Source organism: Tolumonas osonensis, from assembly GCF_014202415.1.
Classification (GTDB): domain Bacteria; phylum Pseudomonadota; class Gammaproteobacteria; order Enterobacterales; family Aeromonadaceae; genus Tolumonas; species Tolumonas osonensis.
Genome location: NZ_JACHGR010000003.1, coordinates 47,133 through 74,085 on the forward strand (window position 1 = coordinate 47,133; position 26,953 = coordinate 74,085).

Genomic DNA, 26,953 nt, shown 5'->3' on the forward strand with positions numbered 1-26,953 from the left:
AAACAGCCGGCATAAAGCCGGCTGTTCGTATCACATAATCTGTTACAAATTATGCATATACAGGGAAGCGTTTGCAGATATCCAGTACTTTGGTACGGATAGCAGCAATGACCGCTTCATCAGTGTGATTGTCCAGCACGTCACAGATCCAGCCAGCCAGTTCTTTCGCTTCAGCTTCTTTGAAACCACGGCGAGTGATGGATGGAGAACCGATACGGATACCGGAAGTCACAAATGGTGAACGTGGGTCGTTTGGTACTGAGTTTTTGTTCACAGTGATGTTGGCCAGACCCAGTGCTGCGTCAGCTTCTTTACCAGTCAGTTCACGATCAGTGAAATCAACCAGGAACAGGTGGTTTTCAGTACCGCCGGAAACGATTTTGTAACCGCGGGACAGGAATACTTCGACCATTGCCTTGGCGTTTTTCACAACCTGCTGCTGGTACGCTTTGAATTCAGGTTCCATCGCTTCTTTGAACGCTACCGCTTTACCAGCGATAACATGCATCAGCGGGCCACCCTGAGTACCTGGGAATACTGCAGAGTTCAGCTTCTTATGCAGTTCTTCATCATTGACCGCAGACAGGATCAGACCGCCACGTGGGCCAGCCAGTGTCTTATGGGTAGTAGAAGTCACGACATGAGCATGCGGAACAGGGTTTGGATAAACACCGGCAGCAACCAGACCTGCTACGTGCGCCATATCAACAAACAGGTACGCACCTACTTTGTCAGCGATTTCACGCATTTTTGCCCAGTCAACCACACCTGAGTACGCAGAGAAGCCACCCAGAACCATTTTTGGTTTGTGTTCCAGAGCCAGACGCTCCAGTTCGACGTAGTCAATTTTGCCGCTGGCATCAATACCGTAAGGAACGATGTTATACAGCTTACCGGAAAAGTTAACCGGTGAACCGTGAGTCAGGTGACCACCGTGTGCCAGGTTCATACCCAGAACAGTATCACCTGGTTTCAGCAGAGCCATATAAACGGCAGCGTTTGCCTGAGAACCTGAGTGTGGCTGTACGTTTGCGTAAACAGCACCGAACAGTGCTTTAGCGCGTTCAATGGCCAGAGTTTCAGTTTTATCAACAAACTCACAACCACCGTAATAACGTTTGCCCGGATAACCTTCGGCATATTTGTTGGTTAATTGTGATCCCTGTGCTTGCATTACACGCGGGCTGGTGTAGTTTTCAGAAGCAATCAGTTCGATATGTTCTTCCTGACGCTGTGTTTCCTCCACGATTGAAGCCCACAGCTCCGGATCATAATCGGCGATGTTCATATCACGCTTCAGCATTCTTAAGTGTCTCCTGACTCATGGCGTCATGTTAGGGTATTGTTATATTCTACCCTGACTGACCGTTTGACGCATCAATAAAGCGACTCTTTTTACAAAGAGAGCAAGATCGGTCCGTTGTCCCACACAACAGAGGCGTCACTGGTCATTTTTTGCTATTTTTCCAATGAAAATGCTGACAACGTACAAGAATCTACGGTAATCTTGCCAGTCAGCGTAAAAACAACCATCTTCCGAATAATTTTTAAACAAGAACTGTCCGGAAAATGATTAAAATGAAAGATAGCTGCATGTTTGCAGAGGATAGCGACTCAATGACTGCAAAATTCCGTATTTTGGTGCTTAACGGCCCTAACCTGAATTTGCTGGGAAAACGTGAGCCAGGCATCTATGGTGCCGCAACACTTGACGATATCGTCAGCCGGTTACAACAACAGGCAACCGAGCAAGGTGTTGAGATAACGCATAAACAATCCAATGCGGAATATGAACTGGTCGATACCATTCATCAGGCGATGGGGAAAGTCGATTTCATCCTCATCAACCCGGCAGCCTTCACCCATACCAGCGTCGCCATCCGTGATGCCTTGTTGGGTGTTGCTATTCCATTTATCGAAATTCATTTATCGAATGTCCATGCCCGTGAACCATTCCGTCATCACTCCTATCTGTCTGATGTAGCCAAAGGTGTGATCTGCGGTCTGGGTGCCGATGGGTATGAATTCGCACTCACAGCGGCCGTCCGCCATCTGGAACGGTCATCCCGTAATTAAACAAGCAGAAGAAGTTGAACTGAGAATGCAAATGGATATCCGTAAAATCAAAAAACTGATCGAGCTGGTAGAAGAATCCGGCATTGCTGAACTGGAAATCTCCGAAGGGGAAGAATCTGTTCGCATCAGCCGTGCAATCAGCGGTCAGGTTGCACCTATGGTCAATTTCGCAGTACCTCAGGCGCCAGCGCCACAGGCAGCAGCACCTGTAGCGGCAGCAGCACCGGCAGCTGAAGTGGTCAGCGGCTATACCCTGCGTTCACCAATGGTGGGTACTTTCTACCGTTCTTCCAGCCCGGACGCCAAAGCGTTTGTTGAAGTTGGTCAGACGGTGAAAGTGGGTGACCCGCTGTGCATCGTAGAAGCAATGAAGATGATGAACCAGATCCAGTCAGATAAAGCGGGTGTGGTGAAAAGCATTCTGGTTGAGAACGGTGATACCGTTGAATTTGATCAGCCTCTGTTTATCATCGAATAAGAGAGCTTGTTATGTTGGATAAAGTTGTCATTGCTAACCGTGGTGAGATCGCTTTGCGCATCCTGCGTGCATGCAAAGAACTGGGTATCAAAACGGTAGCTGTGCATTCCACTGCCGACCGGGATCTGAAGCACGTCAAACTGGCCGATGAAACCATCTGCATTGGTAAACCAGCAGCGAAAGAATCTTACCTGAACGTACCGTCTATTATCGCGGCAGCAGAAGTCACCGGTGCAGTAGCTATTCATCCTGGTTACGGCTTTCTGTCTGAAAACGCTGATTTTGCCGAACAGGTAGAAAAATCCGGTTTTATTTTCATCGGTCCGCGTGCTGAAACCATCCGTCTGATGGGTGACAAAGTGTCAGCTATCGATGCCATGAAAAAATCCGGTGTACCGTGTGTTCCTGGTTCAGGCGGTCCGATTGGTGATGATGCCAAGCAGAACGCAGCCATTGCCAAACGCATCGGCTATCCGGTGATCATTAAAGCTGCCGGTGGTGGTGGTGGTCGCGGTATGCGTGTGGTTCGCCAGGAAGAAGATCTGGAGAACTCCATTGCACTGACCAAGTCCGAAGCAGGTCAGTTCTTCGGCAACGACATGGTCTATATGGAAAAGTATCTGGAAAATCCTCGTCATATCGAGATCCAGGTCTTAGCCGATGGCCAGGGTAACGCGATTTATCTGGGTGAACGTGATTGCTCTATGCAGCGCCGTCACCAGAAAGTCGTTGAAGAAGCGCCAGCGCCGGGCATCACTGAAGAGATGCGCCGTTATATCGGTGAGCGTTGTGTTCAGGCCTGTATCGAAATCAACTACCGCGGTGCCGGTACGTTCGAATTCCTGTATGAAAACGGTGAGTTCTACTTCATCGAGATGAACACCCGTATTCAGGTAGAACACCCTGTGACCGAAATGATCACCGGTGTGGATCTGATCAAGGAACAGCTGAAAATCGCAGCCGGTCAGCCACTGTCTATCAAACAGGACGAGATCCGTATTCGTGGTCATGCCATTGAATGCCGTATCAACGCGGAAGATCCGGAAACCTTCCTGCCAGCACCAGGCAAGATCCAGTGGTTCCATGCGCCGGGTGGTTTAGGTGTTCGCTGGGATTCCCATATCTACTCCGGCTATACCGTACCGCCGCATTATGATTCGATGATCGGTAAACTGATTTGCTACGGTGAAAACCGCGATATCGCGATTGCCCGTATGCGTCAGGCGCTGGACGAGATTGTGGTGGAAGGTATCAAAACCAATATTCCGCTGCACAAAGAAATCCTGCGTGACGAAAACTTCCACAATGGTGGTACCAATATCCACTATTTACACAAGAAGTTAGGACTGTAAGTCCGCCTCGTTTCTTCAAGGCCGCACTCACATGCGGCCTTTTTTATGCGATAAAGCTCACAATTTATCCTGATATTTTTCTCGTTATGAGCTAAAATGCCACAACGCTCACAGATTTTTTAAGTGTTATGGTATCCATCCAGTCAGATGACAATCAACAGCGCCTGTTAGTCTTGCCTATTCTGCTGCTGACTTTTGCACATATGCCACAAGTCATCATTGCGAATATTGATTATACCGGACATCTCTGGCTGACCATCTTCCATGGCTTACAACAGGCTGCGCCCTTATTACTGGCAATGGCGGTGGCTATCAGCCGCACCCGTTATCAGTATGATATGCAACCGCTGAATGCCTGTCTGAGCTATGTCTTACTGGCTAAACTGCTGCATACCCTAGGTCCGGAGAGTATTCCAACCGATATTATTGCGGCACTGATCAGTGGCTATGCGGTTGTCTGGGCAACCCCGCATACACAGAAAATCCGTTTACCATCCTGGCTACGGGCTTTCCAGGGTGATGCCGTTGTCCTGTTGTGTAATGGTTTTTTCTGCATGCTGCTGTCGCTGCCGGTAGCAGGTCTGCTCAATCTGTTCAGTCAGTTTTTAATCCAGAACCAGACCACCGAATTGTTACTCTGGCTGGAACCGATGGTGCTGTTGTCCGGCGGCACCATCGCCAAATTGCATCTGACCACCACCGAGTGGCAATCCTTTCTGTCCTCCCCGTATATTTGGCTGGTAGTGCTTTGTATCTCCTGGATTTTCCAGAAAGCGTTGATCAATATTCAGGGAACAAAAATCCAGAAACTGGTGCTCAACGGTATCCTGAGTTTGTTGATGATCGCGTCAGGTCAGGCGCAGCCATTGCTGCTGCTATTACTGCTCTGGGCACCGAAGCATTGTATCTATGCCCTGCTTGTGCTCGGATTTATCAATAACGGCTGCAGCTGGCTGCAGGAAGAACAGTTTGCTTATTCCAGTATCCGGTTGCCGGCAGTCTGGTTTGCCATCCCGATGTCGCTATTCGGTATTCTGCTGTATGAGTTACGCAGTTATATCAGCCAGCATCCGATCCAGTTTGCCAATGCGGCAATGGCAACCCCGGAGGCAGTGATGCGAAGCAGCGAACCGGAGTTGTTGCTGGATGTGGACTATCTGACCATCAGTTATCTGAAAGCCATGGGTGGGTTAGATAATCTGGTTTCTCTGCGGGCCGATCTGACGCGACTGATTGCCGATGTGGAAACGGTGGCGGATCTGGATCGGGATCGCCTGCACCAGCTCGGCGTGATGTCGATCAAGATTGTGTCTACGCAGCGGGCAGAATTGTTAACCGGCCCAATCGCACTCACGCTGGAAAGCCGGATTCATAATCTGGCGAAACGCCAGTCGCTGGATTTGACGCCGAGAGAAGTTCATCCGCTAATGCCATTTCGCATGGACTAATTTCCGTCAGCGGAAAATGATGATTCTATCCGTTCACCGGCGGATGTTAGAATAGCGCACTTTTTTGTATAACCTGATGTACTGCCATGCCCTGGATCCAAATCAAAATCAATGCCACTGCCAAGACCGCGAACAAAGTCAGCAACATGCTGATGGGTCTTGGTGCGCAGGCTGTTACCTATATGGACGCGCAGGATACGCCTGTCTATGAGCCCTTGCCGGGTGAAACCAAATTATGGGGCGATACCCGCTGCATCGGTCTGTTTGACGCGGAGGTGGATCCGGCACCGATTGTCGCCTTCTTCCAGACGCATTTTGGTGAAGATGTGCCTTATCAGGTCGAGTTGCTGGAAGATAAGGACTGGGTGCGCGAATGGATGGAACATTTCCAGCCTATGCAGTTTGGCGAACGTTTGTGGATTTGTCCGAGCTGGCGTGATGTTCCTGACCCGACGGCAGTGAATGTATTGCTGGATCCGGGTCTGGCGTTTGGTACGGGTACCCACCCTACTACCGCGCTTTGTCTGCAATGGCTGGACAGCCTGGATCTGAAAGGCAAAACGCTGGTCGATTTTGGCTGTGGCTCCGGCATTCTGGCGATTGCAGCGCTGAAACTCGGCGCGGAACGCGTCATCGGTATCGATATCGATCCGCAGGCGATTGAAGCCAGCCGTGACAATGCCCAGCGTAACGGGGTCAGTGATCAGCTGGAACTGTATCTGCCGGAAGATCAGCCACAAAATCTGCAGGCGGATATTGTGGTGGCCAACATTCTGGCCGGTCCGCTGCGCGAGTTATCCGGCTTAATCAGTGGTCTGGTTAAACCACATGGCCGCATGGCGATTTCCGGTATTCTGGAAAGTCAGGCACCGGAACTGCTGGAAGTTTACAGCCAGTGGTTTGAGATGAATCCGGCTACCGAACGCGAAGAATGGTGCCGTCTTGATGGCATCAAGAAAGGCTGATGGTTGCCGATCAGACCGGTATTTGTCTGATCTTGTTAGCGAAACGATTTGGCAAGGATTTTCATCAGAAAATACAAGCATTTTTTTCACGTTACGCTCAATTTCTAACCTTTTCAGCGTGGTGAAAAAGCCGTAAGATACGCGCCCTCAAGCTTAGGGGGCGAACGCCATGCAAATCGGACCTTATTCGTTACCAGCCCCGGTGATCGTTGCACCGATGGCCGGTGTGTCAGACCAGCCCTTCCGGCAGTTGTGTCTGCGAATGGGCGCTGGTATGGCGGTCTCTGAGATGATGTCGGCAAACCCGGATACCTGGGATACCGACAAGTCACTTAAGCGAATGTATTTGGCTGATGAGCCAGGCATACGCGCTGTGCAAATTGTAGGTGCTGAACCGGAATGGATGGCTGATGCCGCCCGCCGCTCAGTGACTGAAGGGGCACAGATTGTCGATATCAATATGGGTTGTCCAGCCAAAAAGATTAACCGTCGTTTGGCCGGGTCAGCTCTGCTGCAAGACCCTGCGCTGGTGCGCGAGATCCTGCAAACCGTCGTCGCTGCGGTAGATGTACCTGTGACCCTGAAGATAAGAACCGGATGGGATACAGAACATCGCAATGGTGTAGAAATTGCTGAAATAGCCGAGTCCTGTGGTGTTCAGGCATTGACTGTTCACGGGCGTACCCGTGCGTGTTTATTCAATGGTCAGGCCGAATACGATACGATCCGGGCAATCAAGCAGCATATTTCTATTCCTGTGATAGCGAACGGTGATATTGACACTCCACAGAAAGCGCAGGCTGTACTGGAGTACACCGGTGCCGATGCCATCATGATTGGCCGGGCAGCACAAGGACAACCCTGGTTGTTCCAACGCATCCGCCACTTCCTGATGCACGGTTCGGATCTGCCATCGCCGGCATGGGATGAAGTCAGAACGATAGTGCTGGAACATGTTGCAGCTTTGCATCAGTTCTATGGCGAATACAAAGGAGTGCGTTTTGCCAGAAAACATGTTGCCTGGTATCTGGAGAGATACGAGTCAGCAAAGCATTTCCGCAGAGGTTTCAATGCGCTAACAAGTGCTGAAGAGCAACTTGACGCACTGGAGCTGTTTTTTAGTAACGCAATTGCATAATGAAGAGCAGAAAAAATTATGTTGGATCAAACCCTGACTTCTGAGGCACTGGTAACCACCGTCACTCACGCACAAACTCATCAACCTGTTCAGCGTCCACTGCGTGACTCCGTACAGCAGGCTTTACGTAACTATCTGGCGCAACTGAACGGTCAGGACGTTACTGAACTGTACGATATGGTTCTGAGCGAAGTTGAAGCCCCAATGCTCGACATTATCATGCAGTACACCCGTGGTAACCAGACCCGTGCTGCAATCATGATGGGTATCAACCGCGGTACACTGCGCAAGAAACTGAAAAAATACGGCATGAACTAATAGCTCTTCGCTAGTTCATTGAAATAAAAGGCATTTTCCTTTATTGGTTAGTGCCTTTTTGTTTTCCAGTGATACACCTAGTGATATACGATGAGATCTGTCTGCCATTTTTGCGGAATTTTAGCTCTTGCTCACCTCCACAGATGTGGGGACGACCACTCCACCAGATACGCGAACCCGCCGATGTCGGAAACACCCCCACGGGCGTGGGGACGACGCCCACACCCCGGCATTCGAACCGTTGTTCCAGGAAACACCCCCACGGGCGTGGGGACGACTTCAGTGTCACCCGTTCATCGGTGATCAGCTCAGAAACACCCCCACGGGCGTGGGGACGACCAAGGCATTGTAAGGCGTGATAACGGTTTGTGGGAAACACCCCCACGGGCGTGGGGACGACAGATAGCTTATTTATGCGTAACTTATTAAATTAGAAACACCCCCACGGGCGTGGGGACGACCCGATTGATGATTTCCTGTCTGTTAGTTGGTAAGAAACACCCCCACGGGCGTGGGGACGACCGAATAATATAACATCCAGTATCCCGACATCGAGAAACACCCCCACGGGCGTGGGGACGACTCATCATCTGAGAAATCAGGATCAATTTCATAAGAAACACCCCCACGGGCGTGGGGACGACTCGTTCTGAGGGTTAATATGACGCCCGAAGCTGGAAACACCCCCACGGGCGTGGGGACGACTGGATAGCTCCAATCTCTTCAGATGTCAATCGGGAAACACCCCCACGGGCGTGGGGACGACCCTGCTGGAGAAGGAATACCGCCATGAGTGACAGAAACACCCCCACGGGCGTGGGGACGACCGCACTCAATCAGACAGGCATGACAGATTACGAGAAACACCCCCACGGGCGTGGGGACGACCTAAGATCAAAACGCTCACAGATCCGCGCTATGGAAACACCCCCACGGGCGTGGGGACGACAAATCGATTTTAGCTTTACCCGCTAGGATAGCGGAAACACCCCCACGGGCGTGGGGACGACGTTTCACCAATCTCTTGTTCACCTGTGAATTGAGAAACACCCCCACGGGCGTGGGGACGACCGCGCTGTTCATCCGTGTATTCAATGGTTTGCAGAAACACCCCCACGGGCGTGGGGACGACGCTTACCAGATGGGTGCGGATGGCCTCGCTAAAGAAACACCCCCACGGGCGTGGGGACGACATCCGAATATAACATAATCTGGATGTTATATTAGAAACACCCCCACGGGCGTGGGGACGACCTTGAATATGAAGCGAATTCAAAACGTGACCCAGAAACACCCCCACGGGCGTGGGGACGACGCATACTAACGCCGGTTCCGTCTGCTTGCAATAGAAACACCCCCACGGGCGTGGGGACGACCTAAGATCAAAACGCTCACAGATCCTTTCTATGGAAACACCCCCACGGGCGTGGGGACGACGGCCTTTTACCGTAGGAATGCAAGCATGACTCAGAAACACCCCCACGGGCGTGGGGACGACCAAGATGTGGCTGATCATGGAGCATCATGTGGAGAAACACCCCCACGGGCGTGGGGACGACGGAGGTGGCTATCGAGTAACAAAGAAGGATCGAGAAACACCCCCACGGGCGTGGGGACGACCTGTCGCCTTCTCCTTGGTCTGCCCGCGCGGTAGAAACACCCCCACGGGCGTGGGGACGACTCATAGGGGCACTGATAGCGGGCTACAAAGGGAGAAACACCCCCACGGGCGTGGGGACGACATTGCCGTGGGTACTGGCTCCGCTACCGCGATGGAAACACCCCCACGGGCGTGGGGACGACATATTCTTACATCCCAGTCAGCAAGCGGATCTCGAAACACCCCCACGGGCGTGGGGACGACGTTATTGCTCGTCGCAATCATCTGTGCGTAAGAGAAACACCCCCACGGGCGTGGGGACGACGATAGAAAATCTCGGGCACGTTGGCTTGAAAAAGAAACACCCCCACGGGCGTGGGGACGACTTTGGCTTTCGCATCGGCCCCAAGGATGCGCCAGAAACACCCCCACGGGCGTGGGGACGACCATTTTGCGATGTCCATCCAGCCGCGAGGAAGGGAAACACCCCCACGGGCGTGGGGACGACTTCCGGCTCAAGCGGAAAACAAAAAGCCAGCCAGAAACACCCCCACGGGCGTGGGGACGACCCAAAGCAGAGACAACCACTCAGGCGTCATATAGAAACACCCCCACGGGCGTGGGGACGACGTGCAGACAATACCAATGATGATCGCCCAGTCAGAAACACCCCCACGGGCGTGGGGACGACCCATTGTGCAAGCATCTGCTTGGCTTCTTTTTGGAAACACCCCCACGGGCGTGGGGACGACTCGTTGCGTCGTGTGTCGCGCTTCGATGAGTTAGAAACACCCCCACGGGCGTGGGGACGACGAACGGTGACTTATCCAGAAAGACTTTGCCGTAGAAACACCCCCACGGGCGTGGGGACGACAGGAGAATCTTTTTCATTTTTAATGAACATACAGAATGTAGCGGTCAACTAATACCGGACAGTAAATTAAGTCGGTTTTCTGCTTTCGCAGGTGAAATACCGTTGTTGTGACTATGCGGTCTTTCCCAGTTGTAATAGCCCATTAAGTAAGCACTGATATCTCGGGTTGCTTCTGCTAAAGACGTATAACCTGTCGCTGGGACCCATTCCGTTTTTAGACTTCGGAACAACCTTTCCATTGGCGCGTTATCCCAACAATTTCCTCGACGACTCATGCTTTGCATCATGCGATAGCGCCATAGATGTTGTCGAAATTGGCGACTGCTATATTGGGAGCCTTGGTCTGAGTGAAACATCACGCCTTGAGGTCTGCCTCGTTGCTCATAGGCTATGGATAATGCCTTTGTTACTAATGCTGCATCCGGTTTTTCTGAGATGGCCCAACCGACAACTCGGCGACTAAACAAGTCAATGACAGCAGCAAGATAACACCAGCGTTGCCCTGCCCAAACATAGGTCATATCGCCACACCAAACTTGATTGGGCGCATCAACATCAAATTCACGGTTCAGATGATTTGGTATATCAGGACGCTCAACCGTTGCGTGTTTGTAGTGATGAGAGCCTGGCTGTTTACTGATGAGTTGAGCTTCTTTCATCAAGCGACGGACTTTAAATCGTCCAACCGGATATCCCAATTCACGCAGCATATCGACCAGTGTTCTGCTTCCTGCCGAGTTTCTGCTGAGTGTAAATAATCGGTTCACTTCGCTACGGAGATGCACTCGTTCCACATCAATATGATGTCTACGCTGGCAATATTCGTAATAACTGGACGAAGAAATCTCGAAGACTGCACAGACCATTTCAACAGATTCTTGCTCTCTCAATTGATCGATCAGCGCATACGTTCGAATTCTTCGGACATTAAGAGAGCTGTAGCCTTTTTTAGAATGGCTTTTTCTCTTTCCAGCCGATTGATCCGAGCTTCAAGTTCTTGGATTTTCTGTTGTTCAGGCGTTAATGCTTTGGATGATGGTGTACAGCCATTACGTTCATCTTCAAGCTGCTTGACCCATCGTCTCAGAGCCGTTTCACCGATATTCAAAGAACGACTTGCTTCAGGGAATGAGTAATTTTGATCAAGCACTAGGGATGCCGCTTCAAGTTTAAACTCTGCGGAAAATGAACGACGTTGTTTTGCCATGGAACACCTCTTTCTTTGGTGGAGACTTTACCACCTTAAATGGTGTCCGGGTTCATTAAACCACTACAGAAACACCCCCACGGGCGTGGGGACGACCGAGGTGATGCTATGAAGTGCTACGCCAATCTGGAAACACCCCCACGGGCGTGGGGACGACCTTCTATCCCTGCTACCCTGATCCGCGCCGTTGGAAACACCCCCACGGGCGTGGGGACGACTTGGCAGAGATATTGCATAAGACTTTTATAGGAGAAACACCCCCACGGGCGTGGGGACGACCGTCTCAGGATAACCCTGAGAGCGTTCTTTGAAGAAACACCCCCACGGGCGTGGGGACGACGGTGTGATGACGATCTAGAAAAAGTTGCTTATAGAAACACCCCCACGGGCGTGGGGACGACAAACGAGTACAGCACCAATAAGCATCCCCGTAAGAAACACCCCCACGGGCGTGGGGACGACGAAATGCTCATAAGATGATTTAAGTCCGCCTTGGAAACACCCCCACGGGCGTGGGGACGACTTCACTAACAGATATTCGAGACGGTGTAGCATAGAAACACCCCCACGGGCGTGGGGACGACTCATGAATGGGATTATGTATCCTGCCGATGAAGGAAACACCCCCACGGGCGTGGGGACGACGTGTTGTCGTTGATGACCATCTGGTCATAGACAGAAACACCCCCACGGGCGTGGGGACGACTGATTGGCAACAAAGTTGTCACGGCTAGTCGCGGAAACACCCCCACGGGCGTGGGGACGACAATTTAACTTTGCCAGATCGGAAAGATCTTTCAGAAACACCCCCACGGGCGTGGGGACGACTAAGAATAACCAAAGCAGGAGCTGTAATTGTAAGAAACACCCCCACGGGCGTGGGGACGACTCTTTGTAGCTGCTGCTAAGCTCTTTCTATCGGGAAACACCCCCACGGGCGTGGGGACGACTATATTCTGGGAATAAATACTCCGTCTTATAAAGAAACACCCCCACGGGCGTGGGGACGACTTCCTTTTCCAGCCCACTCACCTGCAATAATGAGAAACACCCCCACGGGCGTGGGGACGACCCCTTATGTAAAGGTCTATTAAACTCTTGCTAAGAAACACCCCCACGGGCGTGGGGACGACCATTTCTTTTCGATGTGTAACTTAATATCTTTAGAAACACCCCCACGGGCGTGGGGACGACAATACAATCGGCGGGAAATTGATGCAGGAAGGGGAAACACCCCCACGGGCGTGGGGACGACTTATGAGCATTTCCAAGAAATCCCGACGTTAGAGAAACACCCCCACGGGCGTGGGGACGACGTCAACCAACGCGAGGTCTGTAACATGAAAGCAGAAACACCCCCACGGGCGTGGGGACGACGCAACAAAGAAACAAGATCGCCCGTGTGGACCAGAAACACCCCCACGGGCGTGGGGACGACAAACGAGCGCAACACCAATAAGCATCTCCGTAGGAAACACCCCCACGGGCGTGGGGACGACCGACGGGCACTGACCCGATCACTAACCTCCCGGGAAACACCCCCACGGGCGTGGGGACGACCTTACTTTAAGAATTTAAGGAGGATAAAATGAAGAAACACCCCCACGGGCGTGGGGACGACGCCCTGATTACCTGTGCTAACTTCTTGCTGTCGGAAACACCCCCACGGGCGTGGGGACGACGTAAAGGTATCGGCCAGATGATGCAGGAGGCCAGAAACACCCCCACGGGCGTGGGGACGACCATCGGAGCCTAATATCTGGTCAGTTCCAGTGGGAAACACCCCCACGGGCGTGGGGACGACCAGAGCGCTATACGCTGGGGAAAGGTCATGTGAGAAACACCCCCACGGGCGTGGGGACGACTCCGTGAAACTAAAGCAGCCAAAGCAGTAAAAGGAAACACCCCCACGGGCGTGGGGACGACGCAAATGATAAATAGTATAAAGTAACTTATCTAGAAACACCCCCACGGGCGTGGGGACGACAACATAGAAGCGATGAAATGTAAAGAAATATAAGAAACACCCCCACGGGCGTGGGGACGACGAAGGTTTTCATTTTCAGCTCACTTTGTTGATGGAAACACCCCCACGGGCGTGGGGACGACCCGTGATGATGACACAATGTCGGTTTCAACCCAGAAACACCCCCACGGGCGTGGGGACGACTCTGTGCTACAAAGAAAGATGCCAAGTGGTTGAGAAACACCCCCACGGGCGTGGGGACGACTTGTTATCGTTGCCTCTGGCCCCGCTCCTGTGAGAAACACCCCCACGGGCGTGGGGACGACCTGATGACTTCTTTGTGATCTTCTGCGCGCAGAGAAACACCCCCACGGGCGTGGGGACGACTAACCAAGCCAAGATCCTGCGCTTGCTGCATCAGAAACACCCCCACGGGCGTGGGGACGACAACTGCACTGGCATTAAACATGGCGCTGGCTGAGAAACACCCCCACGGGCGTGGGGACGACAGAATTTATTAAAAATAACAATCTCATCAACGAGAAACACCCCCACGGGCGTGGGGACGACACAACTAAGCAGCTCTGATCAGCGGCTTTTTTAGAAACACCCCCACGGGCGTGGGGACGACCCAGATGAAGACCACTGGTGGCACGAATACGAAGAAACACCCCCACGGGCGTGGGGACGACCGTATTTTGACTGACCAAAATCAGGCAGATCCAGAAACACCCCCACGGGCGTGGGGACGACCTGTTTTCAAGCCTTCCTGAAGCATTACTTTAAGAAACACCCCCACGGGCGTGGGGACGACATAATCCGGCCATTACACGGTTGATGCCAGTGGGAAACACCCCCACGGGCGTGGGGACGACCGAGAACCACGACAACCACAAAAAAGGCTTCGGGAAACACCCCCACGGGCGTGGGGACGACACTGGCCCATGCCGACATATACGCCAGCACCAAGAAACACCCCCACGGGCGTGGGGACGACGACATGACCATCAAAGCGCGCGGCACCTCAGCGGAAACACCCCCACGGGCGTGGGGACGACATCGACAAACAGCAACGGCACGACATGGCGCAAGAAACACCCCCACGGGCGTGGGGACGACAATTTACTGCTATCAGAACATCTTCTGGCTGAAGAAACACCCCCACGGGCGTGGGGACGACCATATGTTTTTGTAAAGTCTGAAGTTTTTAATGGAAACACCCCCACGGGCGTGGGGACGACTATGCCTAACTGCACTTTGCACTTCTTCCGCCAGAAACACCCCCACGGGCGTGGGGACGACCCATTTTCAACGTACGCAAGGTTGAACCTCATAGAAACACCCCCACGGGCGTGGGGACGACGGAAGTCCCTTTTCCGTCAGAGGATCAAAAAGAGAAACACCCCCACGGGCGTGGGGACGACTGGCACCGCGTTTACTACGTACACATCAGGTGGGAAACACCCCCACGGGCGTGGGGACGACCAAACAAGGTGGCTTAAAATCATCTTATGATCAGAAACACCCCCACGGGCGTGGGGACGACACGACCTTCGCCCAGGCGAAGAAGTCGGGACAAGAAACACCCCCACGGGCGTGGGGACGACTCTTTTTCTGCCTGTGCAGTGGCAGATTTAAGAGAAACACCCCCACGGGCGTGGGGACGACCTGCCCACCAAGCTTATCCACTTCACTGATAAGGAAACACCCCCACGGGCGTGGGGACGACGTCCTGGTAATAACTTTTTAAGTCTTCGATCAGGAAACACCCCCACGGGCGTGGGGACGACCAAGACGGTAGCCAATAGAAAGACCTGTGATAGGAAACACCCCCACGGGCGTGGGGACGACGCACTTCTGGATCTGCGTTGTAGTGCATAGCCAGAAACACCCCCACGGGCGTGGGGACGACTTCAGATCCATCCATACTTCTGGTGTCCTGAAAGAAACACCCCCACGGGCGTGGGGACGACCGATTGCTGTACCGGAGTCATTGATTGCTCAAGGAAACACCCCCACGGGCGTGGGGACGACGAGGGCCGCGAACCTGTCCAACTTCATCAAGAAGAAACACCCCCACGGGCGTGGGGACGACTAATCGCTTACCAGATGGAACAATACGCACCAAGAAACACCCCCACGGGCGTGGGGACGACTGCAGACTGCATCATGTTTAACACATGGATCAAGAAACACCCCCACGGGCGTGGGGACGACCGGGGGAACCAAAAAGAACTAGCAGGCCTACTAGAAACACCCCCACGGGCGTGGGGACGACATAGTAACTCCTTAGCGCGTTTTGCTGACGCAAGAAACACCCCCACGGGCGTGGGGACGACCTTAAAATGCAGCATAAAAACTTCACAGAATCAGAAACACCCCCACGGGCGTGGGGACGACCCGGTTATAGCAATATCAACAAGTGACGCTGAAGAAACACCCCCACGGGCGTGGGGACGACCAACCCAAGCCCATCAACATCAAACGATTTAAAGAAACACCCCCACGGGCGTGGGGACGACTTGCCTTTCTTATCAAATATAAAGAATCATTAGGAAACACCCCCACGGGCGTGGGGACGACACGGGAATTACAGGCTAGCCAATCATATGCTAAGAAACACCCCCACGGGCGTGGGGACGACGTTTTCAGGGTCATAGTTTTCATGATATCACCGGAAACACCCCCACGGGCGTGGGGACGACTAGTCAAAAACCTTACTAACGAAATGTTTTCAAGAAACACCCCCACGGGCGTGGGGACGACTTCGTCGATAGCCTTGCGCATGACATCGCGCAGGAAACACCCCCACGGGCGTGGGGACGACTGAATGGTGAATAAGCTGTCCAGATGTGCCACGGAAACACCCCCACGGGCGTGGGGACGACTGCTACAGATATTGCCAGCAAGTCGTTGGGCGAGAAACACCCCCACGGGCGTGGGGACGACGCGGCCAAGGCATGGTGAATTCATAGTCACTCAGAAACACCCCCACGGGCGTGGGGACGACTCATTGATTAACCTGCTTTTTAATGGTCATATAGAAACACCCCCACGGGCGTGGGGACGACTGGAATGGGAAGCGATAGCCGGTAGACGGGAAGGAAACACCCCCACGGGCGTGGGGACGACCAAGGTGGCACAATTTACCAGGCTCTGCAAGAAGAAACACCCCCACGGGCGTGGGGACGACGGATTATATCATTGTTGATACTAAAACCGGTAGGAAACACCCCCACGGGCGTGGGGACGACTAATCTTCCAATTCGTAATGCATTAATGTTTTAAGAAACACCCCCACGGGCGTGGGGACGACCCCACAATAATGATCAACTTTTGCCCTCAGATAGAAACACCCCCACGGGCGTGGGGACGACACTCTAGTGAAACAAACGCTGGAGAATATACAGGAAACACCCCCACGGGCGTGGGGACGACGAACTTACCTACCTCTCCGCTGTAAAGCAGTAGGAAACACCCCCACGGGCGTGGGGACGACACACTATAAGCAAAGCTTTCTGGCGCCACTGGAGAAACACCCCCACGGGCGTGGGGACGACAGGCCCAGAATGTTTAAAACAGGCTGAAATCTAGAAACACCCCCACGGGCGTGGGGACGACCCAGATACCGCAATCAACCTACCCCGTGATATGGAAACACCCCCACGGGCGTGGGGACGACTCAAGCTGCAGGGCAGTTCTTTGTAGATAAGTAGAAACACCCCCACGGGCGTGGGGACGACCATCCATCACGGCGGAGCGGAATGCAACGCCCAGAAACACCCCCACGGGCGTGGGGACGACAGCGTGGCATGGGAAGCTAAATGCTGGCATGAAGAAACACCCCCACGGGCGTGGGGACGACTATTGCGCGTTGCGTATAAATCATCATGCCAGAGAAACACCCCCACGGGCGTGGGGACGACCCCCGTATGTATCGCTCATGCGGTCTGTATCGGGAAACACCCCCACGGGCGTGGGGACGACAACCAGTGTTCTGCCACCCCAGGCTGCCCGTTAGAAACACCCCCACGGGCGTGGGGACGACAAACAGACGAATACAAAGCTTTACAAGAAGAAAGAAACACCCCCACGGGCGTGGGGACGACAGGCTAATGCAGTGAATATGCAACGCTTGCCAGGAAACACCCCCACGGGCGTGGGGACGACTTAAACGTGCCCAGGCTGCATTCAATGCGTACAGAAACACCCCCACGGGCGTGGGGACGACATACTCTGGCTTTATTTTTTCATCACACTTGAAGAAACACCCCCACGGGCGTGGGGACGACCGTTTCGCTCTGTGATATGCCACTGCGCAAGCAGAAACACCCCCACGGGCGTGGGGACGACACGTGCAGGTAGCATTTGTTATCTTGTTGTTTAGAAACACCCCCACGGGCGTGGGGACGACGAATTGAACTGATATACTCACCGAATCGTTTTAGAAACACCCCCACGGGCGTGGGGACGACTCTTTTTCATTAAAATAAAACAATGACTTACCAGAAACACCCCCACGGGCGTGGGGACGACTGCCAGCATTACGGCTGGTGAAGCAGGGCTTCAGAAACACCCCCACGGGCGTGGGGACGACCTTTTATGTATATGGTCTGAAACGCTTCGGTCAGAAACACCCCCACGGGCGTGGGGACGACCTTCACGCAACCACTCCGCTTTTTCTTCTGGTGGAAACACCCCCACGGGCGTGGGGACGACTCTGCGGCTGCCGTTGAGTTAGCTTTTAGCTTGGAAACACCCCCACGGGCGTGGGGACGACCCAGTGGCTGCGCAGCAGAAACGGTGTAACGGAGAAACACCCCCACGGGCGTGGGGACGACTAAGCCACACCACTGATAGACAATGTTGTTTCGGAAACACCCCCACGGGCGTGGGGACGACGTAGTCATAAACGAAACTAGCCATTATTCTGCGGAAACACCCCCACGGGCGTGGGGACGACCAGAGCAAAAAGACGAGGAAGGGAATGTGGTGGGAAACACCCCCACGGGCGTGGGGACGACTCCCCAGCACAACGCTATGAAATAAGTTCAATGGAAACACCCCCACGGGCGTGGGGACGACAAGAAGGCGCATCAGCGACATCTCGCTATACCAGAAACACCCCCACGGGCGTGGGGACGACACCAATATATTGTGAAAGAGCGATAATTAAAACCCCATATATGATGGTTATAGCTATTTTAGGGTTTCAATAATTAGCTGTAATCCGCTGATATTGATAATCGGCTTTCTTACCTCACCTTTGTAGCGAATTTCGTAACCAGGTGGTTGAGGAATGCTTCTGAACAACATCAGACCAGATTCGGCTGGACAATGCTGCATCAAGTACTCAACAACTGTTTGTGCGACAGAATCGTTAACACCAGATACAAACACATTCGGGCGCGGCTCCACGAACCAGAGTTTCATTCGTCCGCGAACTGCAGGCGGTAAGTCATTGGCGAGTACGACGAGCATGCTTAACCCCCATCAACTCATCAACATCAGCCGTTACCAGATTGAGCAAGTCTATGGCAATAACTCGCTTTCTGAATGCGTCAGATACTTTGTGTTTGTCATATCGGCCAGCCATTTCCCGGGTGAGGGAGAATGCCAAATCAATACAAAGCTGTTCCTTGTAAAGGTCAGCCAAATCGTACACAAACGGTAACGGACTACCAGAATGAATAAAGCCAATATGGGGGGAATATCCCATTGCATGAACAGCCGAACACAATATGCCGTAAAGCGCTGCGTTCGTGGACGTTAGTACTTGATTGGTCAAATCACTCAGTTGAAACTTGCCCGGTGTGAACTGACGCCCTTTCCAGCCGACTCCATACTCTTCAGCTTTTTGCTGATACAAAGCCCGAACCCGATTCCCCTCCATCCCCATCATGCTATTTAGACTCTTACCATCAAGCTCTGTATCGGGAAAACGTTTAGCAAACATTGCCCTGGCGACTTTAAGCGAAGACTCCTCATCGGTAGCCAGCGTAATCTGTAATTTAAGGTTGCGCGTGTCGGCAGTAGGAAGAAAACCAGCCGCATAAAAAAGCAAACTATCCTCTCCTACCCAGCTCACAGAACAGTTAGCTGCCGTAGCAGTTTTAATTGCTTCATGCGTCACTGTAGTGCCGGGGCCTAGTAGTAATGTGTTTATGGTTGCGACAGGGATAGGCACTACATTGCAATCGGAATCAATCCACTTAACGCTACTGTCATCAATTTCCAGACGTCCTCGCTCCAGATATAAAAAAGGATATTTGTCCTTTACCTGAGGCAGTGATTCACGTGTCACTTTGACAAACAGGCGCTCTCCCATAGCTATTTACTCCATCTCCACCAGAGTCACTCGTCGATCCCGATAACGTTTACTTTCACCAAACTGTATAGGAACATCGTTGAGAGTGATGACTTCGCCATCTTGTTCACCTTCAACGACTGAGTAACTGTGAATCCGCTGTTTGTTCTCAGCCAATTGTCCTGCACGATGCCAGGCAGACTCGGTATTATCAAACAGCCCCTGATAAATCAGCTCCGTTGGCACGCAGTTTTTACGCCCTAAGTACAGATCCCAAACCGGATTCTGCAACGCTTTGGCCAGCATGTCAGACTGTTCATTAGGCACCTCCACTACCACGGCAAAAACAGTATCTTGCAGGTAATAGCGATAGGTCATTTTAGTGCCGCCACCGACCGCCTTTTTTCCATCAGACGTTTTAGGTATCAGCAGATTTTGCCAAGGATCACTGTCATCGTATCCACTGCCAACCATCTGAAAATCACACAATGCAGGTTCACGTAGGTGCGGCCGGCCGTTACTATCGGTACGGGCATAAGCCCGTACCTCCATGTTCATGCTATTCATTTGTGACAGCCATTCAACTTCGGGGCCACCAGCACCCCGAGCGCAACAAAGCAGTCCCAGGATGCCTGAACGGGTCGGGAAGTTCAGTGTGTCCCGCACCCCAAACTTTGAGTCGTGCCCCCAGGCTTGCAACGGCCCTTCGAGCCACAGAAGCATATATTGGGTAGATTTGCTCATCTCCATCTCCCTTACAGGTGAGACTGTAAGTCAGCAATCAAGCTGTCAATGCTGTATTCCAGGTTATCGCCCCATTCATAATCCCCCTGCTTACCAAACAGCGAACCAGAGAGTTTCTCTTTTTTGTCGAGCCAGGATTTCAGTTCGTCTTTGCTCGGGTTGAGGAAGCCTTCACCCTTGCTCTTCACTGGCTGCTCAAAAGACGCTTGCAGACGTTGACCTTTACGCACCAGTACGCGGGCGTATTCCCATGGACAAGCACCAGATTGTGTGGTCTGTCGGGCATCAGGTACGGCAACATACAATGCCTTCACGAACGCATCGACCGCAGTTTTCAAGTCAGCACCTTCACCCAAGGTCTGCTCCAGTTGCCCCAGATCAAGGCTCACGTAACGATAGTAAGTAGCTGAGTTGTATTCCAAACTACCCATGTGTGCAGAACCGCTTTCATCTTCCGTTTTGCAATCATCCACTGCCGTGAAAAATTCCACTTCGTTGCTGACTTTATGGGTTGAAATAGCATGTGCGAATGAAGCTGCCGCCTCAACATTCATATCAGGAGCTTTAGCGACCATGCGTCCAAACAACGCGATATCCAGAGCATCAAGAGTTTTGTTAACTACTTTTTTGGAAACTTTCACTAGCTCCTTGTCTTTCAATTTCGACGCCTCAAAGCCATTTTCCTGTGCATAGGCAGCAAAGGCTTTGGCTTCGGTATCACTCAGGAACAACAAGGTATCGTCGGCAAAAAATGCAGCCATAGTCTCGCCACAGCTGGTCGCCTGAGCCTCACTAGCACCCAGTGCCAGACATTCATTAGCCAGCATGGTGGCAATCTTTTTGCTGCGCACACCCAGTCGAATACCAAAATCGGGCATGGCAAGGCGTACTTGGCGTTTCCAACACTGTGACGACACACGTGCGCGTGGCACACCACCGATCATGGCGGACTTGGGCGCACCAACGTCATCACGGTTCAAACAGGTGACAGGGAAAGACTGCAGGATATGGAATTCGATACGGGTGTTTTTAAATGCGTTAGTCATGTTCTTGTCCTTGAAAAAGATTCGGTGAAAATCAGGCAAACGGGTTGTCGATGATGGGCACTATTTGCAACAAGCCGCAGCCAAACGCCCGCCCCTTGCCAATGCCGTTTTTAAAACTGTTGTGAAATTGCTGCAGGTCGGTCACGGTGAGTTGCCCCTGAATATGGGCTTTGCCAAGGGTTACCAGGCGACCGATCTTGTCTTTGAATTGCAGCACTTCAATGGTGTCAACCTGCAAGGTTTGCGGGTCAACCTCAAAGCCCCAGCTCTTGACTGCACGCTGCATAAACCAGCTGGCGGTATCGGCGCGGCCTTTGACCGCCACTCGCTTACCACTCTGTTTATCCTTGCGTACCGGGTTCACCTGCACCTTGAAGCGATAGCGCGGATAGCCCAGAAACGATTCGGCAATTGGCTTACAGATCACCTCACCGTGTTGATCATCGACCTGCGCCAGTGGCTGCCGATCCGAGACGATCAGTACCTTGCGACCATGAAAGTCGCCACCCTGATCGGCATAGACGATGCCACTCTGGATATGACTTTGCTTTTCATGCTCGCTACGCACATCCGGAAACAGGCTGTAGACCACCCGGTGCAGCGAATAGGTATCGGTTATTTTCAGTGCTTTGACAGCCGCACGATCAAGGTGCAGAGCGCTTGCGTATAACTCAGTCATGCACGGCCTCCGTAACGTTCTCATCAGCGTCAGTGGTGCGACGATAGAATTCTTGTGCCCACCGAGCCCGAATCCGTTCCTGACCATTGCCGGAGTACCACAGAAGTTGCTCCAGCAACTGGCTGAAATCCGGTGTCACACCACGACTCGCCATCAGCGTTAGCAATGGCCGCAAAATACGGCAAGCTTCAGTGGTACTGGTACAAGCCAACAAGCGGCGTAAACGAGCTTTAGCCTGATCAGATTGGTTGCCATCGTCAAAGCAGGCTGCAATCGCACTGCCCAAAGGTAACTTGCCATCTGTTACAGGTTTAGCTCGTGCCAGTGCAGCGCCTACAGTGCAAAATGGTAGGCGCTCCCACTCCTTTTCAAGGTCAACACCAAATCCGGCCAATAACTCCCAACTCTGATATTCGGTGGCAGGGTTGTCAGCCCGCTTAAGACGAGCGGCAAAGCCGTTGTCCTTGTTGATACGTTCAATCACATAACCGACAAATCGTTCAGCCCTGGATAACTTGCCAGTGCTTTCGGCAGTGGCGACTGCAGATTGCTGATCCATACAAACTCTCTCCTTAATCGGCTTTCAGATATTTGGAAAAATTGGGGCGCGCCTGGGCCCATGCGTCCATTTGGCGGGCACTGTCGTTGGGGCATATTTGGTCAAATACTTGGGTGGCATAGGCTGCGAAGGTTTTGCGCAATTGTAGGCGTTGTAACTTAGCTTCTTCGGTCGAGTCGCAGGCATCGATCAGTGCCTGTGACTGACGTTCGCAGAGCTGCCAGAATGTTCCGGTCGCTTTTTCAGCCTGGTTGGCCACAAAGGGCTGAGCCTTACCAGAGCCGGATTTATCGATATCGGACAACTGGCGGAAATACCGAACAACTGCCCCCCAGAGAAGTTTCTGCATGGCTTCTAGTTGCGCCATTTCCTGCTTGATCTGCTCCAGAAACAGACTGCCTAGCAGTTCCGATACCAGCCAGATTTCAGACTGCACATAGTCGTCTGTACCTGAGGCGTATTGTTCCCCCGCATTACTACTGACCCGGAGTCCACCCGACCAAATAGCGAATTGATCGGTGCTGCGGCACACTCGCTTCAGGGTGCGTTTCAGTTGCGGAGTTTCCACTCCACCGGTTTTACCTTGCTCGATAAACTGCAATAACGAAGTCAGTTCTCGCCATGGTCGCTTGTCTGGATTAACCCAAAGCGCCTTGGGCTTTTTCTGGGCAAAATCCACCGATGCCGTCGGATCAGCTTTGCCTTCCAGATAACCAGCATGGGCAATCCCATCGGTGTAGTGGATACCGCCATCAGCCAGCAGGCAAAACTTGCCCATGGGCACTAGGCGACCGATCAGAGATTCTTGCAAGGCTCTGGCAATGTCATCGTCTTCACCAGCAGGCATCTGCTCCCAAGGCGCTACCCCCAGTGTCGGATACATCATCAGATCAGCAATATCCTCGTGAGTAAACAGGTTCAGCCAGACGCTGTGGGCAACAGAGTCACCCAGCCAGAATGAATGCAATAAACCCATATGGCCAACAGCAATACCAGCTTTGCCGCTGGCAGGTTTGCCCTTATCGTTTTGTTTACCTTGATAACTTGCGGTCAATATGACCGAGTTATCGGTTTTCTTCCCACTGAGACCAAATCCCATCTGAACGATAACTGTAATAGCCTTATCAGCATCATTGGCTTTCCGCTCTTGTTGGGTTTCAGTCAATACGGTCGTGTTGCCGGTACTGACCTCTGGCGACAATACGCCAAGCGATTTGACTTCAGCAGCCCGAATAGCTGGCATCTGCAAAAAAGGTTTATCACCATACAGATAAAAGCAGTCATGCCATTGATGCAGATAACTCAGGCACTTATCTGCCATGCCTTGCCAGCCCATACGTTTCCAGTCGTCATCGTCTTGCGGCGTAGCAGCTGACTGAGCAATAGCCAATAACAGTTTAGTAAGCGCAATTTTCTGCACCGGATTGCCGCCTAATGCACGTAAATTCGGATTACTGAAAATCTCTTTCAGGCTGACCCGGCCAATATCCGCGACCGGTATCCAGGGTTCATCGATCAGGTTAAAGCGGTTTTCCATAGTTTATTCCTTGTTGGAAATGGCCCGGAAGCCAAGGTCTTCACGGTATTCAAGGGTATATTTATCACCAGCTGAGTGACCGTCCAGAGTTAGCAGTTCCCCCGCCGGGCTGACGATAGCCACACGTAGCAGCGCCTCGTCATCTTCTGGCCGGCCAAGATAAAACACTTCGTGAAGATGTAGTTTTTCCAGTTCATGTTTGGCAATTTTGACCGGGCAATAAGCCGGGCTAACTCGCACCAACTGCTGATGAAGCACCGCAGCTAGTTTGCGCCACTCAGCTTTGGTTAGACGATGGTGACCATGAGGAAGGGTTAATTCTCGGCCATCAAAGAGACGGATTTGTGTAGCGCCATCCTGCGAGCGCAAACTGCGAAGCAATAGCAGGTCGTGAGTATCCTGATCGCTGTAACGGGTTTCGGCCTTGTGCTCAGGCAAGGTCTTACCGCCTTTGGACAAAGTCAGTTTGGCTAGCGCCTGTTGGGCTTGTTCGCCTGTGCGGAAACGGCTGCCATTTTTCAATTCGTGTAACAGGCTGGCCCATTGCTCAGTTTCCGGACGTTCCGCATAGGTCTGATCGATCAAGGGGCGAATGTCCGACGGTAACCGGATTGACCAAAGCTCTTGCCAAGCCTCGAGGCTACGGCACAACACATAGGGCGAATACACCATGGCGCTCAGGCCAAAGGCAGAGTGAGGTGTAGCCAATGCTTGCTCTAGTGTTGGGGCCAGTAACCAACATTCTGCTCTAGCACTGGCATGGCGGGGGGCGTCTGCATGCCGCCATAAGCGACCAAGACGCTGCAATAACATATCAGTGGGGGCAAAGCGACTGACCAGAAAATCAGCATCGATATCGAGCGATTGTTCCAGTACCTGTGTACCCACCAAAATTCGCCCGCATTTCGCACGTTCAGACCAGCCAGTTTTCCCATACAGTGCTACCCAACGCTCCTCGTTAGCAGCTCGATGCTGAGGGGTAAAACGAGAATGCAACAAGCCGGCTTCACACCCGGCCTGAACCGCACGACTGGCGATATCAAGATATCGCTGTTGGGCTTCAGCGACGGTGTTTTCAATCCATAATACTTGCTGCCCCTGAGCTGCTCGCTTAAGAGCTTCTTCCACCGCAGGTTCATCTTTATCACATAATCGTAGACTGACGGGAGCACCATCCTCTGCTGGTACTCCCACTTCATTTAGCCGCGACATCTGCTTACATGCTATTTCGGCGACAGGTATAGCAGTAATCAAGGGGTAAGCCTTGTTGGTTGTTACCTGATCTAATAGGGCCTCTCGTCGCGTTTGATTCAACGTAGCGCTTAGAATAATTACGGTGCAGTCGATCTGACGCAGAAATGCCACCAGCTCATTCAAAATGGTTCCCGTGTAGAGATCATAACTGTGCACTTCATCCAGAATCACGACTTTGCCAGCCAGACCAAAAGCTCTTACAAAACCGTGTTTGACGTTCATTACAGCCATCAAGGCCTGATCAATCGTGCCAACAGCAAAGGGAGCCAATAAACCGCGCTTATTCTGGTTGAACCATGCCCCGCCTGGGCTACCCTCTTCACCCATTTCCGTATCAAGCAACCAGGCACCAGAATGCAGCAGTAAACTCCGTTTGGGCGTTTCTGCGCTGACAATTTGTCCCAGAAAGGCATTAAAGCGATCGTAAATCTTATTAGAAGTCAGCTGCGTTGGCAGCGCAAAGTAAATGCCTGTGGCCTTTTCCTGTTCCAGCATCTGATAAGCGGCATATAAGGCCGCCTCAGTTTTCCCCATACCCATCTGGGCTTCGAGAATATACACACCCGGCCCCGAAACCTGCTCAATAAACAGAGACTGAGGTTCACGTGGTTTCATGATGAGATTCACGGGGTCAAAGACTTCAGTAAAAGATAATCCACTACGAATAACAGGCTTGATAAACCCAGCATCATTCAAGGCCGCTGTGATATTCGGTTCCCAGTCTTCTTCTGGGTTTTCAAAAAACTCACCAGATCCAATCCAGTCGGCTACCGAAGTTAATCCTGCAACCACACGGGCTTGCGCTGCAAACTCAAAATTTGGCCAGTCTGCTTGCAGGCACTCTTTCAAAGCTGCCACCAGCTTTTTGCGTTCCTCGAACCAAGGAACACCACCAAAGGATTCGGCATCTCCGCGTTTGTCATCAACCTGAGGGTTATAGCCATGGTGCTGGCCGAGAATTTCGGCAACATATTTGGGCGTCCCGATATCTTCTGCTGTGGCCTGACTGACCCCAGCATGACCTCCCCATTGTTTCTCAAGATCAGGACTTACCCTGGCCAACTCAGGCATAGTCTTGTAGTTGATACCGCAAGCAGCGAGAATTTTAGCCACGAATGTCGGACTGACCTTGCCGATGTCATGGCCACCTGCAGCCATTTCACTGCCTTGTGGAAACAAGTGGATACGCATCGATTCAGGGAAACGAGACATCAAACAACGAGCGATTTCACCCACTATCTGACAGTGGCTCAGTACCGAACGACCTTGTACTAAGGTTCCATCGTCCCGCCTCCAAGTTTTCGCAGGACAATTTTCGAAACGAATCACTGATGCTGTTATGTCGGTTTGTGATGCTTTATTTGTAAATCGTCGCAATTTTAATCATCCTTGCGTAACCCTGTCA

General features: G+C 52.3%; 17 protein-coding genes and 2 CRISPR repeat arrays. Of the genes, 7 read left to right on the plus strand and 10 right to left on the minus strand.

The features are described 5' to 3' along the window. Nucleotides 1-49: 49 nt before the first annotated feature. Nucleotides 50-1,303, minus strand: coding sequence for a serine hydroxymethyltransferase (glyA, locus tag HNR75_RS04740; RefSeq protein ID WP_188025870.1), 1,254 nt, complete (start codon nucleotides 1,301-1,303; stop codon nucleotides 50-52). A 314-nt stretch (nucleotides 1,304-1,617) separates the two neighbouring features. Between glyA and aroQ the strand changes: the two genes are divergently transcribed. The 7 genes from aroQ (at nucleotide 1,618) to fis (ending at nucleotide 7,775) form a co-directional block, all read left to right on the plus strand. Then, entirely contained in the window at nucleotides 1,618-2,076 is a 459-nt protein-coding gene (aroQ, locus tag HNR75_RS04745; protein WP_188025871.1) for a type II 3-dehydroquinate dehydratase, read from the plus strand. Between the two features lie 31 nt (nucleotides 2,077-2,107). Next, a complete protein-coding gene (accB, locus tag HNR75_RS04750) occupies nucleotides 2,108-2,554 on the plus strand; it encodes an acetyl-CoA carboxylase biotin carboxyl carrier protein (RefSeq protein ID WP_188025872.1) in 447 nt (148 codons plus the stop codon). Nucleotides 2,555-2,565: 11 nt separating this feature from the next. Further along, complete coding sequence (gene accC / locus HNR75_RS04755; protein ID WP_188025873.1) at nucleotides 2,566-3,906, plus strand: acetyl-CoA carboxylase biotin carboxylase subunit; 1,341 nt, start codon at nucleotides 2,566-2,568, stop codon at nucleotides 3,904-3,906. Nucleotides 3,907-4,034: 128 nt separating this feature from the next. Beyond that, nucleotides 4,035-5,354, plus strand: coding sequence for a PTS sugar transporter subunit IIB (locus tag HNR75_RS04760; RefSeq protein ID WP_188025874.1), 1,320 nt, complete (start codon nucleotides 4,035-4,037; stop codon nucleotides 5,352-5,354). An 86-nt stretch (nucleotides 5,355-5,440) separates the two neighbouring features. Beyond that, complete coding sequence (gene prmA, locus HNR75_RS04765; protein ID WP_188025875.1) at nucleotides 5,441-6,319, plus strand: 50S ribosomal protein L11 methyltransferase; 879 nt, start codon at nucleotides 5,441-5,443, stop codon at nucleotides 6,317-6,319. A 169-nt stretch (nucleotides 6,320-6,488) separates the two neighbouring features. Then, nucleotides 6,489-7,457 carry a tRNA dihydrouridine synthase DusB gene (dusB, locus tag HNR75_RS04770; protein ID WP_188025876.1) on the plus strand — a complete coding sequence of 323 codons (969 nt, stop codon included), beginning with the start codon at nucleotides 6,489-6,491 and terminating at the stop codon, nucleotides 7,455-7,457. 18 nt (nucleotides 7,458-7,475) lie between these two features. Then, complete coding sequence (fis, locus tag HNR75_RS04775; RefSeq protein ID WP_024871317.1) at nucleotides 7,476-7,775, plus strand: DNA-binding transcriptional regulator Fis; 300 nt, start codon at nucleotides 7,476-7,478, stop codon at nucleotides 7,773-7,775. A 189-nt stretch (nucleotides 7,776-7,964) separates the two neighbouring features. After that, nucleotides 7,965-10,250: a CRISPR direct-repeat array (repeat unit 28 nt; unit sequence GAAACACCCCCACGGGCGTGGGGACGAC). Between the two features lie 43 nt (nucleotides 10,251-10,293). On the opposite strand, the gene HNR75_RS04780 is transcribed toward fis, so the two are convergent. The 9 genes from HNR75_RS04780 to cas3 form a co-directional block, all read right to left on the minus strand. Further along, nucleotides 10,294-11,456 (minus strand): IS3 family transposase gene (locus HNR75_RS04780; RefSeq protein WP_188025877.1). Its coding sequence is split into 2 segments (ribosomal slippage): nucleotides 10,294-11,201 and nucleotides 11,201-11,456, totalling 1,164 coding nucleotides; the frame shifts between segments, so codons are not numbered across the junction. A 68-nt stretch (nucleotides 11,457-11,524) separates the two neighbouring features. Then, nucleotides 11,525-18,568: a CRISPR direct-repeat array (repeat unit 28 nt; unit sequence GAAACACCCCCACGGGCGTGGGGACGAC). A gap of 53 nt (nucleotides 18,569-18,621) precedes the next feature. Next, complete coding sequence (gene cas2e / locus HNR75_RS04785) at nucleotides 18,622-18,903, minus strand: type I-E CRISPR-associated endoribonuclease Cas2e (RefSeq protein WP_188025878.1); 282 nt, start codon at nucleotides 18,901-18,903, stop codon at nucleotides 18,622-18,624. Further along, a complete protein-coding gene (gene cas1e, locus HNR75_RS04790; RefSeq protein WP_223157774.1) occupies nucleotides 18,881-19,750 on the minus strand; it encodes a type I-E CRISPR-associated endonuclease Cas1e in 870 nt (289 codons plus the stop codon). Before cas1e ends, cas2e begins: the two co-directional genes overlap by 23 nt. 6 nt (nucleotides 19,751-19,756) lie before the next feature. Beyond that, the gene (gene cas5e, locus HNR75_RS04795; protein WP_188025879.1) at nucleotides 19,757-20,473 is read right to left on the minus strand and encodes a type I-E CRISPR-associated protein Cas5/CasD; all 717 of its coding nucleotides are present in this window, start codon (nucleotides 20,471-20,473) and stop codon (nucleotides 19,757-19,759) included. An 11-nt stretch (nucleotides 20,474-20,484) separates the two neighbouring features. Next, nucleotides 20,485-21,519 (minus strand): type I-E CRISPR-associated protein Cas7/Cse4/CasC, encoded by a 1,035-nt coding sequence (gene cas7e / locus HNR75_RS04800; protein WP_188025880.1) that lies wholly within the window; start codon nucleotides 21,517-21,519, stop codon nucleotides 20,485-20,487. Nucleotides 21,520-21,550: 31 nt separating this feature from the next. Continuing rightward, a complete protein-coding gene (gene cas6e, locus HNR75_RS04805) occupies nucleotides 21,551-22,198 on the minus strand; it encodes a type I-E CRISPR-associated protein Cas6/Cse3/CasE (protein WP_188025881.1) in 648 nt (215 codons plus the stop codon). After that, a complete protein-coding gene (gene casB, locus HNR75_RS04810) occupies nucleotides 22,191-22,757 on the minus strand; it encodes a type I-E CRISPR-associated protein Cse2/CasB (protein ID WP_188025882.1) in 567 nt (188 codons plus the stop codon). The genes cas6e and casB overlap by 8 nt, the downstream gene beginning before the upstream one ends. A gap of 13 nt (nucleotides 22,758-22,770) precedes the next feature. Next, nucleotides 22,771-24,294 (minus strand): type I-E CRISPR-associated protein Cse1/CasA, encoded by a 1,524-nt coding sequence (gene casA / locus HNR75_RS04815; protein WP_188025883.1) that lies wholly within the window; start codon nucleotides 24,292-24,294, stop codon nucleotides 22,771-22,773. Nucleotides 24,295-24,297: 3 nt separating this feature from the next. After that, nucleotides 24,298-26,877, minus strand: coding sequence for a CRISPR-associated helicase Cas3' (gene cas3, locus HNR75_RS04820; protein ID WP_343043254.1), 2,580 nt, complete (start codon nucleotides 26,875-26,877; stop codon nucleotides 24,298-24,300). Nucleotides 26,878-26,953: the final 76 nt, after the last annotated feature.